Annotated in this window: 15 protein-coding genes; 7 read left to right on the top strand and 8 right to left on the bottom strand. The window is 61.6% G+C overall.

All coding sequences use genetic code 11. The annotated features are described in order from the left end of the window. Positions 1-153 precede the first annotated feature (153 nt). The 3 genes from VNX23_RS16420 to VNX23_RS16410 all read left to right on the top strand — a co-directional run bounded on the left by VNX23_RS16420 (position 154) and on the right by VNX23_RS16410 (position 2,932). Entirely contained in the window at positions 154-1,650 is a 1,497-nt protein-coding gene (locus tag VNX23_RS16420) for a leucyl aminopeptidase (RefSeq protein ID WP_325631680.1), read from the top strand. Positions 1,651-1,805: 155 nt separating this feature from the next. Then, the gene (locus tag VNX23_RS16415) at positions 1,806-2,258 is read left to right on the top strand and encodes a DNA polymerase III subunit chi (RefSeq protein WP_325631678.1); all 453 of its coding nucleotides are present in this window, start codon (positions 1,806-1,808) and stop codon (positions 2,256-2,258) included. Between the two features lie 158 nt (positions 2,259-2,416). Then, complete coding sequence (locus VNX23_RS16410) at positions 2,417-2,932, top strand: hypothetical protein (RefSeq protein WP_414643019.1); 516 nt, start codon at positions 2,417-2,419, stop codon at positions 2,930-2,932. Between the two features lie 29 nt (positions 2,933-2,961). Here the strand turns inward: VNX23_RS16410 and VNX23_RS16405 are convergent, their stop codons facing one another. From VNX23_RS16405 to VNX23_RS16395, 3 genes are all read right to left on the bottom strand, one after another. Then, on the bottom strand, positions 2,962-4,839 hold the full coding sequence (locus VNX23_RS16405; protein WP_325631676.1) for an ABC-F family ATP-binding cassette domain-containing protein: 1,878 nt from the start codon (positions 4,837-4,839) through the stop codon (positions 2,962-2,964). 78 nt (positions 4,840-4,917) lie between these two features. Beyond that, positions 4,918-5,109: a hypothetical protein gene (locus VNX23_RS16400; RefSeq protein ID WP_325631674.1), complete on the bottom strand. Its 192-nt coding sequence runs from the start codon at positions 5,107-5,109 to the stop codon at positions 4,918-4,920. A gap of 198 nt (positions 5,110-5,307) precedes the next feature. Next, positions 5,308-5,559 (bottom strand): sulfur globule protein precursor, encoded by a 252-nt coding sequence (locus VNX23_RS16395; protein WP_325631672.1) that lies wholly within the window; start codon positions 5,557-5,559, stop codon positions 5,308-5,310. A 284-nt stretch (positions 5,560-5,843) separates the two neighbouring features. Between VNX23_RS16395 and ndk the strand changes: the two genes are divergently transcribed. Next, positions 5,844-6,266 (top strand): nucleoside-diphosphate kinase, encoded by a 423-nt coding sequence (gene ndk / locus VNX23_RS16390; RefSeq protein ID WP_325631670.1) that lies wholly within the window; start codon positions 5,844-5,846, stop codon positions 6,264-6,266. 237 nt (positions 6,267-6,503) lie between these two features. After that, complete coding sequence (locus tag VNX23_RS16385) at positions 6,504-7,373, top strand: TerC family protein (protein ID WP_325631669.1); 870 nt, start codon at positions 6,504-6,506, stop codon at positions 7,371-7,373. A 34-nt stretch (positions 7,374-7,407) separates the two neighbouring features. Here VNX23_RS16385 and ppx read toward each other — a convergent pair whose 3' ends face one another. The 4 genes from ppx to VNX23_RS16365 all read right to left on the bottom strand — a co-directional run bounded on the left by ppx (position 7,408) and on the right by VNX23_RS16365 (position 12,782). Next, a complete protein-coding gene (ppx, locus tag VNX23_RS16380) occupies positions 7,408-8,910 on the bottom strand; it encodes an exopolyphosphatase (RefSeq protein ID WP_325631667.1) in 1,503 nt (500 codons plus the stop codon). A gap of 12 nt (positions 8,911-8,922) precedes the next feature. Then, positions 8,923-11,121, bottom strand: a complete 2,199-nt coding sequence (locus tag VNX23_RS16375; RefSeq protein ID WP_325631665.1) for an RNA degradosome polyphosphate kinase — start codon at positions 11,119-11,121, stop codon at positions 8,923-8,925. 114 nt (positions 11,122-11,235) lie between these two features. Next, positions 11,236-11,940, bottom strand: coding sequence for a DnaA ATPase domain-containing protein (locus VNX23_RS16370; protein ID WP_325631663.1), 705 nt, complete (start codon positions 11,938-11,940; stop codon positions 11,236-11,238). 299 nt (positions 11,941-12,239) lie between these two features. Next, positions 12,240-12,782, bottom strand: a complete 543-nt coding sequence (locus VNX23_RS16365; protein ID WP_325631661.1) for a CDP-alcohol phosphatidyltransferase family protein — start codon at positions 12,780-12,782, stop codon at positions 12,240-12,242. 160 nt (positions 12,783-12,942) lie between these two features. Here VNX23_RS16365 and purM point away from each other — a divergent pair, with 160 nt between their 5' ends. Together purM and purN are read left to right on the top strand one after the other, a co-directional pair. Beyond that, positions 12,943-14,016, top strand: a complete 1,074-nt coding sequence (gene purM / locus VNX23_RS16360) for a phosphoribosylformylglycinamidine cyclo-ligase (protein ID WP_325631659.1) — start codon at positions 12,943-12,945, stop codon at positions 14,014-14,016. A gap of 8 nt (positions 14,017-14,024) precedes the next feature. Then, a complete protein-coding gene (purN, locus tag VNX23_RS16355; protein ID WP_325631657.1) occupies positions 14,025-14,702 on the top strand; it encodes a phosphoribosylglycinamide formyltransferase in 678 nt (225 codons plus the stop codon). An 81-nt stretch (positions 14,703-14,783) separates the two neighbouring features. On the opposite strand, the gene VNX23_RS16350 is transcribed toward purN, so the two are convergent. Beyond that, positions 14,784-14,987, bottom strand: a complete 204-nt coding sequence (locus VNX23_RS16350; protein ID WP_072825325.1) for a cold-shock protein — start codon at positions 14,985-14,987, stop codon at positions 14,784-14,786. Positions 14,988-15,077 lie beyond the last annotated feature (90 nt).

The raw sequence follows: 15,077 nt of genomic DNA, 5'->3' as shown, positions 1-15,077 counted from the left end.
CCGCAGCCACGAGGCCCCTTGGCAGTGCGGCGGGGGACGGGCCATAGTTGGCCCGAGCCCTGTCGGACGTCTATCGCGCCCGGGGAAGAGTGCATTCGAACGCCGCAGCAGCCTCCCGCCCCGGCGACAGCCCTGATTTTGGAGGATTTTCCCATGACCGACGCCGTCAAGGTCGGCTTCGTCCCGTTTTCAGCCCCCGCTCGCGGGACTTTGGTGGCCTTTTGCGATGATCGGCTGGAATTCGGCCCCGCGACCGAAAAAGTGCTGGGCGATGCGATCGGCTTGGTCAAGCGGGCTGCCGAAACCAACCAATTCAAGGGGAAAAGCGCCGCGGCGCTCGACATTTTGGCCCCAGAAGGCCTTAAGGCCAAGCGCCTGATCGTGATGGGTGTGGGCAAGCTTGTCGACATCAAGGACACCGACTTTCTCAAGCTGGGCGGCGCGGCCGCCGGCAAACTGGCGGCCGGCAATGGACCGGTGACCGTCGTCGCCGAACTGCCCGGTGGTGCCATGAAACCCGCTCAGGCAGCCGCCATAGCCTCCGGCATCCGCCTGCGAGCTTATAAATTCGATCGCTACAAGACCAAGAAGAAGGAGGGCGAGGAGCGCACCCTGCGCGCCGACGTCTCGCTCGCGGTGGACGACACAGCCGCAGCACGAAAGGCTTTCTTGCCAAACGCACAGATTGTCGACGGCGTCATCGTCGCCCGCGACCTGGTCAACGAACCGCCGAACGTCCTGTTTCCGGTGGAATTCGCCCGTCGCGCCACCCAGCTGCGCAAACTCGGTGTCGGAGTAGATGTGCTCGACGTCACCGCGATGAAGAAGCTCGGAATGGGCGCGCTGCTCGGTGTCGCCCAGGGTTCGGCGCGGCCGGGCCGAACCGTCATCATGCGTTGGAATGGCGGCATGCGCGGTAATCAACCGCTTGCCTTTGTGGGAAAGGGCGTCTGTTTCGACACCGGCGGCATTTCCATCAAACCATCGGGAAGCATGGAGGACATGAAGGGCGACATGGGGGGAGCGGCCTGTGTCGTCGGATTGATGCATGCGTTGGCGGCGCGGAAAGCGAAGGTCAATGCGGTTGGTGCCATCGGCCTTGTCGAGAACATGCCCGACGGCAACGCGCAGCGTCCCGGCGATATCGTCACCTCGATGTCTGGACAGACCATCGAAATTATCAACACCGATGCCGAGGGCCGGCTGGTTCTGGCGGATGTGCTCTGGTACGTGGCGAAGAAATTCAAGCCGAAATTCATGGTTGATCTTGCGACGTTGACCGGCGCGATCATGGTCGCGCTCGGCACCGAATATGCCGGCCTGTTCTCGAACAATGACGAACTGGCTGAACGCCTGACCAAGGCGGGACTTGCGACGGGGGAACGCGTCTGGCGCATGCCGCTGGGTCCGGAATACGACAAGCAGATCGATTCGCAATTCGCCGATATGAAAAACACGGGCAATCGCCATGGCGGCTCGATTACCGCGGCGCAATTCCTGCAACGCTTCGTGGACGGCACCAATTGGGCTCACCTGGACATCGCGGGAACCGCGATGGGGGCGCCGAAAACCGAGATCAATCAAAGTTGGGGTTCAGGATTTGGCGTTCGGCTGCTCGATCGGCTCGTGGCAGATTATTACGAACGCTAGGTACGCCATTCGCCGTTCGTGCGGGCAACGCGAGTTCGACGGCAATTTCGGACCGAAGCGAGTCGCCACAAGGCCGGATGGCTGGTTCGCCTCTCCCTCTAACCTTCGCAACAAGCGGCAGCGGAATACGGATTTGAGAACCGGGGGCTGAACCGATGACGGAAGTTCTATTCTACCATCTGCAGGACATGACCCTGGAAAACGTCCTGCCGCCACTTCTTGAGAAATCGCTGGCGCGCGGCTGGCGTGTCGTCGTGCAGTCGGCGTCGGAGGAGCGCGCCGACGCGCTGGACGCTCACTTGTGGACCTACCGCGATGATTCCTTTCTCCCGCACACCACCTGGCGTGCCGGCGACGCTGAGGATCAGCCGATCGTGCTTGCGGTAGAGGAGGGCAATCCGAATCGAGCCAATGTGAGATTTCTGGTCGACAGCGCCCCGTTGCCGGAGGACTCCGGTTCCTATGAGCGGATCGTGTTGGTTTTCAACGGCGACGACGGCGAGGCACTGGCGGCCGCGCGCACCGCCTGGACCGATTGCAAGACGAGGGGATTCGAGGTGACTTATTGGCAGGCCGACGAAAGTGGCCGGTGGCAGCGGCGCGATTAGTACGTTCCTTCGATCAAAGATAATGTGTAGTTTCCATCCGTGACCTTGTATAAAGCCACCATCGTGCCGCAAAGTGATGGTGGGACAATCGCTTAAGGCGTTGCTGGGACCGCTTCATCGTGACAGCCAAATTTCATCGTGGGAATTCAGTGCTGGCGCTGCTTGTGCTGGCGCCCCTGATCGTGGGCTGCGGAGCCACGACCTCCGATATCTTTTCGTCCGATCTGTTGTCGAAAGATGCGGAGTGGTTTTCGCGCAGCGGCAGGCTTTTCATCAGGAACGTTTCGATCGAGACGCCGCCCTTGACCCCCGACAAGCCCGTCACTGCCGAAGATCTCGTCAGCGCCGAGGGCGCATGCCCCGGAATGACTTCCGCCGGCGTTGCGTCAAACGCCAATGCTTCCTCCGACGGCGCGGCTGCCGCCACCACAGGAGCGGTTGCGCTCGGCCACACCGAGTGCGATGTCGTTCGTGGAATCGGCGCGCCCGACAACGTCAGCATCTCAAACAATGCGCGTGGTGAGCGGGTCGCGGTGGTTAATTGGTCGCGCGGACAACGCGCCGGAATCTATACATTCACCGCCGGGCGGCTGACATCGATCGAGCGCGGAGCAGAGCCCGCGGCAGAGCCGAAGGCTGCCAAGCCGAAAAAGAAAAAGCCCGCCGCGACCTGATCGCTTTTCGCTCTGCCGCGTCTGCCGGTTCAGCCGGCCGCCTCGTCATGTTGCGAGCTCGCCGCCAGCCATTCTTCCTCGGCCCGATGCAGCGCGTCTGCCGCGCTGGCGCGGGCCTTGCTCAGTTGCGCAGCCTGCTTCGGATCGCGCTTGAACAGGTCCGGGAGTGCCAATGCGGCGTCGATCTTGGCAATGATGTCACCGATGCGTGCAATCTCCGCTTCCGCGTCCGAGATTCTTTGCTTCAGAGGTTGGCGCTTTTCTTTGCCGTTGCGCGATGCCTTGTCGCGGTCGACGCTGCGTTGGTTGTTGTCGCGGTCGCGGGAATTGGATCGCGCGCCGCGCGCGGACAAAACCGTGCGACGATAATCGTCGAGGTCGCCGTCGTAAGCCATCACCCCATGGTCGGCCACGACCCAGAGTTGATCGGCACAGGCCTCGATCAGGTATCGATCGTGGGAAACCATGATGACCGCGCCGGGAAATTCGTTGATAGCCTCGGCCAGCGCCGCCCGGCTGTCGACATCGAGGTGGTTGGTGGGCTCGTCCAGGATGATCAGGTTGGGGCCGAAGAAGGTCGCAAGGCCCAACAACAGGCGCGCCTTTTCGCCGCCCGACAAACTCTCGACCAGTGCGTCGGCTGCCTTGCCCGAGAAGCCGATGGCGCCGGCCCGGCCGCGCACATTGGATTCGGGCTGGTCGGGCATCAGCCGGCGAATGTGATCGTAGGCGGAGGCGTCGACGTCGAGTTCGTCGAGCTGGTGCTGCGCGAAATACCCGACCGAAAGTTTCTCCGCACGGGTGACCTGGCCCGAGAAAGGCGCCAGCTTGTTGGCCAGCAGTTTGACGAGCGTCGACTTGCCGTTGCCGTTGGCGCCCAGCAGCGCGACGCGGTCGTCGGTGTCGATCCGCAACGTAATGCGATTGAGGACCGGCCGCTTCGGCTCGTAGCCGACCGACACCTGATCGAGAGCGATGATTGGCGGCGAAAGCATTTTCTCGGGTGACGGGAAGGAAATCTCGCGCACCTCCTGCGTCACCAGTGCGGTCACCGGCTTCATTCGTTCCAGCATTTTGACACGGGATTGGGCCTGGCGGGCTTTGGAAGCCTTGGCCTTGAAGCGGTCGACGAAGGCCTGCAATCGCTTGCGCTCCTCGGCCTGCCGCCTGGCGTGCCTGGCCTCCAGCATTTCGCGCGCTGCGCGCTGTTCCTCAAACGACGAGTAGCTTCCCTTGTAGAGCGTCAGCTTGCCGCGATCGAGATGGAGGATTTGATCGACGGAAGTCTCGAGCAGGTCGCGATCGTGGCTGATGACGATGACGGTCCGCGGATAATTGGCCAGATGATCTTCGAGCCACAGCGTGCCCTCGAGGTCGAGATAGTTGGTAGGTTCGTCGAGCAGCAGGAGGTCAGGCGCCGAAAACAACGTCGCGGCAAGCGCGACGCGCATACGCCAGCCGCCCGAAAATTCGGAACAGGGTTGGTTCTGCTCGGACGCCGAAAACCCCAGACCGCTGAGGATCGCAGAGGCGCGGGAGGGAGCGGAATGGGCGTCGATATCAGCCAGCCGGGTGTGAATCTCGGCGATGCGAATGGGATCGCAGGCGGTTTCCGCCTCGCGCATCAGGGCGTCGCGCTCGAGGTCGGCTTTCAATACAACCTCGAGCAGGCTCTCCGGACCGTCGGGCGCCTCCTGCGCGAGGCTGCCGATGCGCCAGCGGGGCGGAAACGCGATGGTCCCGGTCTCGGTCGGCAAATCGCCGCGGATGGCGCGAAATAGCGTCGACTTCCCGACCCCGTTTCGCCCGACGAAGCCCACGCGTGCGCCGGGCACGATTTGCACGGAACTGTGATCGATCAGAAGCCGCCCGGCAAGGCGAACCGAAATGTCCGTGATGAGGAGCATACGGGCTTTTCACCGCGACGCCCGGAAAACGCAACCCGTATGATGAGGGCCGTGAAAACAATTCTCCAGAAGGACCCTTTACCGCTGGTTCGACTTCGTTCCGCCATTTTCGCGCCGGCGCAATTCTTCGACCAGGTAGGAAAGACGCGAGGACAGGCGCGAGGGCTCCAGCCGGAAGTTCTCCTTCAGTCGTTGAGCAACAGCCTCACGAATCGAACGGCTCGTCTTGTGGTCAATCGGTTCGCTATCGTCATTGATTCGATTGTCCATGACGCAGTGCCTCCCGGCGATTTCAAAGTAGTGTCGAACCAAGTCATCGAGATGGAAAATGTTTCCGGAAAGGGGCCGCATAGTTTCGGCTTTAGTTAAGTTTTAATGAAGCCGACGAAAGTTCCCGACGGTTGAACAAAACAATAGCCCCGGTCACACCAGGACCGGGGCTATTGAGATTCAGGATGGCCGCAGTGATCAATAGCAGCGATTGATCAGCCGCCAACGGGGTCCCCAAGGGGTCGGAACCAGCCGCCGCACATAGCAGCCGCCATAACCGTCGTAGCCATAGCCGTAGTAGGCGGGGCCGCCGACGAAAAAGCGCGAGCCCACAAAGCCACGATGCCAACCGCCATGCCAGCCGCCCCAGGCGGAGGCGGAGGTCGGTGCCAGCGCGGCCGCACCCAGCGAAGCCGCGGCGACTGCGACAAGCGAGAGTTTGCGTAACATGGTTATTCTCCTCAGATTCGGCGCTCGCGCGCCATCGGTGAAAAGCACTGCCCCTGACGCCTGTTCGAAACGGGGAGGCGTTGGGTTGACAGAAGGCTACGCCGTGGCGGCTGAACGAGACCGGGATGACCGTTTCAGAGAGGGTTCACCTTGGTGAAATTGTCGTAATCCTCGCGGCAAATACCCGCCGGCCGGGGCCGTCGCAGATCAGCTGTCGCTTGCCGTGCACCGATGGCGCCGATATAAGCCCGCAACTTCCATCAGCGCTCCCCGGGGACGAAATCATGGCGATCGAACGCACCTTTTCCATCATCAAGCCGGACGCGACCGCACGCAGTCTGACCGGCGCCATCAACGCGCTGATCGAGAAGGCCGGGCTTCGCATCGTTGCCCAGAAACGTATCCGCATGACCCGCCAACAGGCCGAAACTTTTTACGCCGTGCACAAGGCCCGTCCCTTCTTCGGCGAGCTGGTGGATTTCATGACTTCGGGCCCGGTGGTCGTTCAGGTCCTCGAAGGCGAAAGCGCCATTCTGAAATACCGTGACGTAATGGGAGCGACCGATCCGTCCAAGGCCGCGGAGGGCACCATCCGCAAGCTGCATGCAAAATCCATCGGTGAAAACTCGGTGCATGGTTCGGATGCGCCCGAGACGGCGGTAATCGAGATCGCTCAATTCTTCTCGGGCAACGAAATCGTCGGCTGATTGACAGCGGCGCGGGCGGGCCATCTAGTGGCCTGATTCCAGCAGTTTTGGTTACAGCGGTCATCTTTGCGAAGCTGGAATCGAGGGACCATTGGCAAATGCAGACACGAGTGGGGTTCCGGGTTTGATATTCGCTTGCTCGAGTCAGCGGCCTTGTGGCTTGCGAGCGGCAAACCCACTCCGCTGGCCGACGTGAGGTGCGGGCCGCAAGCCGCTTGCGGTCGAGGGGGGTAGGCTGTGAACTGGCTTTTGCAGGTCGTTGATCCCGCAAACATAGGCGCCTTTTTCGCGCAGACCCGGGTCGACATGCAGACGCCGGCGTTTTGGCTGGCGGTCGGCAAGATCATCTGGATCAACGTGTTGTTGTCCGGCGACAATGCGCTGGTGATCGCGATGGCCTGCCGCGGCCTGCGCGGCCGCCACCGCCTCTGGGGCATGATCATCGGCGCCGGCATCGCCGTCATTCTGCTGATCGCCTTCACCGGCGTCGTGGCGACCCTGATGGCGCTGCCCTATCTGAAGCTCATCGGCGGCATCGCGCTGATCGTCATCGCCGCAAAGCTCCTGGTGCCCGAAGATGAAGACGACGAAATCGCCGCGGGCACTACGCTCTGGCACGCGATCCGCATCGTCGTCATCGCCGACATCATCATGAGCCTGGACAATGTGATTGCGGTAGCGGCCGCCGCCAATGGTCAGCTCTCGCTCCTGATCCTGGGCCTCGCCATCAGCATTCCCATGATTATCGCCGGGGCCGCGCTTATCATGCTGGTGCTGGACCGGTTTCCGGTCCTGGTCTGGCTGGGCGCGATCCTGCTCGGCTGGATCGCCGGCGAGGTGATGGAGACCGATCCGGCGGTTCAGCCCGTGCTGCACCAGCTTCTCGACGGGACCATTGCTCTGCATATCGATGCGCAGTCGGCGGTTCTGGGGATATCGCCGAATCTCAACCTGGTGGGAGAGCTTGACGAATACATCGCCTCGATCCTCGGCGCGGTTATCGTCCTCGTGGTTGGCTCAATCTGGCGAAGGCGAAGGCTGCGAGAGCTCGACGATCTCGCCCTGCCTGATCGGGGTGAGGTGATGCAGAAGTTCGAACGGTCGTAGGAGGCGATCCCGTGGCCGGGTTGCCCGCAATCCCCTAACGCCGGACGATCGATCCCGAGCGACCGACGAGGCGAGCGAGCTGTCGGAAACGGCCGCCGACGCGGTCGGCGACCAGGTCGACCAGCTTGTGCTCGAACACCAGCATGAGTTTGCGGCCATGACTGCGAAAATGGGTCGCCGGCAGCACGTCGGTCTGCGCCGCCGAGATCAGATGGGCGACGCGCAATGCAGCGCCCAGCAGGCGCGCGCGCTCCAGCATCGCGGGCGGCACCAACTCCTGAATCTCCATGGGTGGTTCGTTCTGCTCGCTGAGGCCCGCGTAGCGGAAAAAAACCGACAGCGCCACGAAGGCCCGGCCCTGGTGGCTGATCGAGCCGAAATTCCCGTTCAGAATAAGATTGAGCGTTTCCTCGCCGCGATGGTCAGGGTGCACCCGCCATCCAATGTCGGACAGAAGGCAGACGGCGTGGCGCAGGCGGCGGTCTTCTTCCGTTTCGCGCAATTTCACCACCCGTACCAGACGATCGGTCCATTCGCTCAATTCCTCGGCGTGACGCGCCGACCGCGACAAGAGCTTGTTCAGTTCCTGGGCGGCGCAGATAAATCCGTCCCTGGCGCGTTCGTTTTCCGGCAACATTTCGTAGAGCAGGCCTTCGCGCACACCGAAGGTGGAAAATACGATGGTCTTCGGTTGAGCGACCAGAATGACATATTCGAGAACAAGCGCGGCATAAGCCAGCAACGGTCGCCGCGCGTCGGCAATGACCTCGATATCGGCGAGCATGTCGGCCGCCGCCAGACGACGCACGCGACGCACGAAATCAAGCGCTTCCTGCGCCGGTATCGAATAGCCGTGCATGACTCCGAGCTGATATTCGCTCTGGATGATATGAATGCGCGCCAGCGCGCGCCAGGTCCCGCCGACGGCGTAGAATGCGCGGCCACGACCGGCCCTGAGATGCGCGATCCCGGAAAGCTCGGAACTGACGATGCGCTCGGCGCGCTTGAGTGACTTGTGCGACAGATCCTGCAGCGCAAGGCTCCCGAGCGGCAACGTGACGCCGCGGCGAACGCGGTTGCCGCGTACATTGACGAGTTCGAGAGATCCGCCTCCGAGGTCGCCGACGATGCCATCCGGCCTGTGAATGCCCGAGATGACGCCAAGCGCAGATAATTTCGCCTCGCGCGGCCCGGACAGGATTTCGATGGGCACGCCGCAGATGCGTTCAGCCTGGGTGATGAAATCCGCCCCGTTGCGGGCATCGCGGCAGGCAGCGGTGGCAATCGCGTGCACGCGACGTACCTTCATAACCCTGCAGACTGCGCGAAATCGCCGCAACGAGGTCAAGGCCTTGTCGACGGCATCCGGGGCGAGCAGCCCGGTCGTCTGGACTTCCCGGCCGAGCCCGCACAGCGCCTTTTCGTTGAAGATCGTGATCAGGCTGCGCGCCATCGCTTCATAAACGACGAGACGCACCGAGTTCGAGCCGATATCAATGACCGCGACGCTGGGTGCGCGCTTGCGCGGCCGCTTCACTGGCAATGCCCCTTATGACGATTGCTGGCGCTCGGTACGGCGGGTGAGGCGGCGCGGCGATGATTCCTTGAGCGACTTTCCACGGCCCGAAAGACTCGGATTCGTCATGAAATAATTGTGCAGGTTGAAGGGTTCCTCGCCCTTCGCGGCCTTCATACGCGTTGACGATCCATCCGGCAACAATTGCCAGCTTTGCTCGGTATCCTTGAGGTTGGCCACCATGATCTGCTCGAGAACCTGCTGATGCACCGTGGGATTTTGCAACGGACAGAGGATCTCGACGCGGCGATCGAGGTTGCGAGGCATCATGTCGGCCGAGGAGATATACACAGCCGCCTTCGCGCTCGGCAGGCCCTGGCCCATGCCGAAGCAATAGATGCGGCCGTGCTCGAGGAATCGGCCGATGACCGATTTGACGCGGATGTTCTCCGAAAGCCCCGGGATCCCCGGCCGCAGGCAGCATATTCCGCGCACCACCAGTTCGATCGAAACGCCGGCCTGTGAGGCCTCGTAGAGGGAATCGATGATTTCCGGATCGACCAGCGCGTTCATCTTGAGCCAGATCGCGGCAGGCTTGCCGTGACGGGCAAAGGCCGTCTCGGCGCAAATATGCTCGAGCATTCGCTTGCGCAGGGTGAGCGGCGATACCGCCATTTTTTCGATGTCGCTCGGCTCGGCATAGCCGGTGATGTAGTTGAACACACGCGCAGCATCTCGTCCGATGATCGGATCGGAAGTGAAATAGGACAGATCGGTATAAATTCGCGCGGTCACCGGGTGGTAGTTTCCCGTCCCGGTGTGGACATAGGTCGTCAAGCTTCCGCCTTCGCGTCGAACGACCATCGACAGCTTGGCATGGGTCTTGAGTTCGAGAAAACCGTAGACCACCTGAACGCCGGCGCGTTCGAGGTCGCGAGCCCAGCGGATGTTGGCTTCCTCGTCGAATCGCGCCTTGAGCTCGATCAGCGCCGTCACCGATTTTCCCGCTTCAGCCGCCTCGGCCAGCGCGCGCACGATCGGCGAATTGATTGACGTGCGATAAAGTGTCTGCTTGATGGCGACGACGTCGGGGTCGCGCGCGGCCTGTTGCAGGAACTGCACGACGACGTCGAACGATTCATAGGGATGGTGAACGATCAGGTCTTTTTGCCGGATGGCGGCGAAGATGTCCCCGCCGTGATCGCGCACGCGCTCGGGATGGCGGGGGACATAGGGCGCGAATTCGAGATCGGGCCGGTCGAGCCTTGTGAGTTGCGAAAGCTCGTTCATGGCCAGTACGCCGTCGACCAGAAAGACCTCGTCATCGGCTGCGGAGAGCGCGCGCTGCACGAAGGCGCGGAGCTCCTCTGGCATTTTCGCTTCCATTTCGAGCCGGATCACCGATCCCCGCCGCCGCCGTTTCAGCGCGGTTTCGAACAGGCGGACCAGGTCTTCGGCCTCTTCCTCGATTTCGAGTTCGGAATCCCGGATGATGCGGAACGCGCCCTGACCCTTGACCGTGTAGCCAGGAAACAACCGACCGATGAAGAGGCCGGTTGCCTGCTCAAGCGTGATCAATCGCACCGCGCCGTCCTTGCCCGCAGGCAGGCGAATGAAGCGATCGATCTTGCCGGGCATGCGAATGAGAGCGTTCATCGGCTTGCCGTCGGAGAGTCGCGCCAGTTGCAGCGCGACCGTGAACCCCAGACTCGGAATGAAGGGGAAGGGGTGCGCGGGATCGATCGCAAGCGGGGTGAGCAACGGGAAGATGTTGTGGAGGAAATGGTCTTCGATCCAGACCCGCTCGGGCTTGGTGACATCACGCCCGTCGACGAGAATGATGCCAACGTCGGCGAGGATCGAGCGAAGGTCACGCCAGATCGCCTGCTGGTCGATCGCAAGCTGTGACACCGTCTCGTTGATGAGCACGAGCTGCTCGGAGGGCGTCCGTCCATCGGGACTGCGCTCGGTGATACCTTCGCGTACCTGGGCCTTGATGCCGGCGACGCGGACCATGAAGAATTCGTCAAGGTTATTGGCGGAAATCGAAAGGAACCGCACGCGCTCGAGCGCGGGATGGCGCAGATTGACCGACTCTTCCAATACCCGGCGATTGAAATGCAACCAGGACAGCTCCCGGTTAATGAAACGTTCCGGGCTGCTGGCAATCGAGGGAATAGCGCCCGTGTCGCTATCTTTCTCTTTAGTTACAATGGTTTGTACGGAATCCATTAGGTTCTGGTCCAATTCAAGTCACACCTTTTTGGCGATTCCGGCACGGACGGCACAAACCATGTGGGATCGCGGTGACGCTTCAATGACATGATGTTCGCCCCACCCCTGCCGTCAAGGTGCGGGGGAAGGGTCTGTCAGCCCACTGGCGCGCAGAACCTCGGCTGCCAGCGCGCGGGTGACTGGCCGGCCGAGCCGCAAGGCCTCGGCGTCCAGGAGTTCCACGACCCGCCGCACCGCCGCGTAAGAGCGCTCAATTCGGTTGGTCAAATAAGCTACCACGGTCTCGTCAATGGCAAGCTGGCGGTCCGCACAGAATTTGACGATCAGGGCGCGAAACAGGTGATCGTCCGGCGGAAGCAGTGAAACGGTCGGCAAGGCGCGCAACCTTGAACGAAGGTCTCGCAGCTCGATCTGAAACGCGGTGGGCGGGGTGCGGGCGGTGATTAGCACGAACGCTCCATCTTCGCGCGCCAAGTTCAGGAGATGGAACAGCGCGCGCTCGTCGACATCGGAGGATTTCAAATCTTCCAGGACGAGCGCTCCCGTGGCCAACGCACCCGGCACCGCGGTCGCCGTCAATGCGTGCGCCGATATCCCGCGCGCGCCCGACTGTTCCGCCCAAATGGCCGCGAGATGGCTCTTGCCGGAACCTTCGGGTCCGACCAGCAGCATGATGCGGTTCGGCCAGTCCGGCCAACTATCGATCAGGGCAAGGCCGGCGGCATTTGCCGGTCCTTCGAGGAAATCGTCGCGTGTAAAGCTCTCTGCGTGCGGAAGAGCGAAAGCCAGCTGACGGGGTTGAACGCGGCCTGCCACGCAAGAGCTCCGATTCCGAAGTTCGCAAGCTATCGCGGCGACCTCTGATGCGAACTTCGGAATCAAAGGAGCTCTGGCAACTTTGCTGATTCTAGTGCGGCTTTGAATTTGAAGTTCCTATCACGAACTTGCCGCGATACCGATAGGAACTTCAAATTCGCCGCACTAGTCTCCATGCCCGGTCGAGACGCGGGTGTTCGGAACGGGTGGTCCGATCCTAACATTCGCCTGTTGCTGTCGCGAACACTCTTGCGAAGGTTTGGATGAGGGGGCCACCGGCAATCGGCAAATCCATCCCGCTAGCGCGCCTCGATGGTGCTCATATGCCTTACCCACTCCACGAGATAGAGAGATACGGAAACCAAAGTAAAGACCGTTACCAGAAACATCAGGATCAGGTCATACGGCGTCGGCGTGAAACCGAAGCTGAGCGAGGCAAGGACGAGTGCCGCAAAGGCCACCTGCGCCGCCGTATTGAGCTTGGAGACCATCAATGGCTTCATCGGGATTGGTTTGCCGAACAACCATGACACAATCACGGCGGACACGATCATGATGTCGCGCGAGACCACGAGAATAACGATCCAGCGTGGTACCGCGCCCCAGATTCCGAGCGCTACATAGATCGAAACCAGCAGCGCCTTGTCGGCCAGGGGATCGAGCAGGGCTCCCAGTTCGCTGGCCATGTTGAATCGCTTGGCGAGAAAACCGTCGACGGCGTCGCTGACGCCCGCAATCAGGAAGATCGCAAGGGCGATTTCCATCTGACTGGAGGCAATCGCCCAAACGATAATGGGCACCAATATGATGCGGCCCAGCGTGATGATATTCGGAATACTCAACTCGGTCGCTTCCCGGTACCGGCCTGTTGTGCGAAGGATCCCGCCCGTTGCGGGGGTGAACCGGTCCTTGTCTACATAGTATATGCCCGTATTCGTTGCGAGCCATTGCACACCGGCGGAATCCGACGTAACCCCACCGCACCAGCATCTGGAACATGCCATGGCCGAGCGCAGGAACGGGGTGAGTTACGCCGATTCGGGCGTCGATATCGACGCCGGCAATCGCCTGGTCGATCTCATCAAACCGATGGTTCGCGCCACGGCACGCCCGGGCACTGACGCCGAAATCGGTGGTTTCGGCGGATTGTTCGACCTGAAGGCGGCCGGCTTCAAGGATCCGGTTCTGGTCGCCGCTACCGATGGCGTTGGCACCAAGGTCAAGATTGCGATCGAGACCGGCCTGCATGGCAGTATCGGAATTGACCTCGTGGCGATGTCGGTGAACGACCTCGTGGTGCAGGGCGCAGAACCGCTGTTCTTTCTGGATTACTTTGCCTGCGGCAAGCTCGATCCGGAGGCGACGGCCGCGATCGTCGCAGGGATCGCCGAGGGCTGCCGGGAATCCGGCTGCGCGCTGATCGGGGGCGAGACCGCCGAGATGCCCGGCCTCTACAAGGAAGGCGATTACGATCTGGCAGGCTTTGCGGTCGGCGCCGTCGAACGGGGCGCAGCCCTGCCGCGACCCGATATCGCGGCCGGCGATGCGGTGCTGGGACTTGCCTCTTCCGGCGTTCATTCCAACGGCTTTTCCCTGGTGCGCAAGATCGTCGAGATCTCCAGTCTCTCGTTCGAGGCCCAGGCTCCGTTCTCGCCCGTCATGACGCTGGGCGGCGCCTTGCTGACGCCGACGCGGCTCTATGTGAGGTCATGCCTGCGGGCGATCCGGGAAACCGGGGCAGTCAAGGGGCTTGCGCACATCACCGGTGGCGGGTTCACTGATAACATCCCGCGAATCCTGCCGAAACATCTCGGGGTCGATATCGACCTGGCGCGTCTGCCTGTGTTGCCGGTGTTCAGATGGCTGGCGCAGCAGGGAAGCATCGCCGAAGCTGAATTGCTCCGCACTTTCAATTGCGGGATAGGCATGATCGCTGTCGTAAGGGCAGATGCGGTCGAAGCGATCACGGAAGTTCTCGCCGACGCGGGTGAGAGCGTCACGGCGCTGGGCGAAGTGATCCCGGCAACGGGCGAGCGCCGCGTGGTCTATAGCGGCCATCTCGATCTTTCATGGTGAGACCGGACGTGGATCGTGCCTCACCGAAACGCCGTGTCGCCATCCTGATTTCAGGCCGCGGTTCGAACATGACCGCGCTGATCAAGGCGGCGATGGCTGAGGATTATCCGGCCGAGATTTCGGTCGTGATGTCGAACAGGGCGGATGCCGGCGGTCTTGAAATGGCAAGAGCAAGCGGAATCCCTGCGGTGACGATCGAGAGCAAACCGTTCGGTAAGGACCGTGCGGCGTTCGAAGCGGTGCTGCAGGCGAGCCTCGACGAACACCGCATCGAACTCATCTGCCTTGGTGGTTTCATGCGGCTTTTGACCGCCGAATTCGTGCAGCGCTGGTATGGGAGGATGCTCAACATTCATCCTTCGCTGCTGCCGTCGTTTCCGGGCCTGGACCCTCACGGTCAGGCGCTGAGCGCGGGCGTGAAGATCTCGGGAGCGACCGTGCATTTCGTCACTCCGCAAACCGATGCAGGTCCCGTCCTGATGCAGGGAGCGGTAGCGGTTCGCGACGACGATACGACCGATACGCTGGCAGAGCGGATCCTGGCCGTCGAACACCGTATTTATCCGGAGGCCTTGCGTCTTCTTGCCGGCGGCAAGGTTCGTCTCGATGGCAATGTCTGCCGCCTGGAAGTCGGCGGCGTCTCAAGCGAACCATTCATTTCGCCTGCACCGATCGAGCGGCGTTAGGCTCAAGCAGCGTTTTGAATAACAAAATCCCCCGGCACCGGCCGGGGGCATCAGGATTGCTTGCGCGGATCGTGACGAAGCTTAGGAGACCTTCAGATTTTCAGCGGAAGTCTTGCCGCGGTTTTCCACAAGGTCGTATTCGATCACCTGATTCTCATTGAGAGTTGTGAGCCCAGCACGCTCGACAGCCGAGATATGGACGAAAACGTCCTTATCGCCGACCATCGGCTTGATGAACCCATAACCCTTTGTCGGGTTGAACCACTTGACGGTGCCTTTTTGCATCGCCTGTCTCCTGGTCTAGACGTAAAGAAGACGCGGCCACGCTTTTCGCGTGCCACGCCACAAGCGGGCTTCCGGATGTCTGCTGAATTT

Origin of the sequence: Bradyrhizobium sp., from assembly GCF_035570375.1 — a bacterium.
In the GTDB taxonomy this organism is placed as follows: domain Bacteria; phylum Pseudomonadota; class Alphaproteobacteria; order Rhizobiales; family Xanthobacteraceae; genus Bradyrhizobium.
The sequence above is the reverse complement of the archived record's forward strand: the minus strand, read 5'-3'. Positions and strand labels throughout refer to the sequence as shown.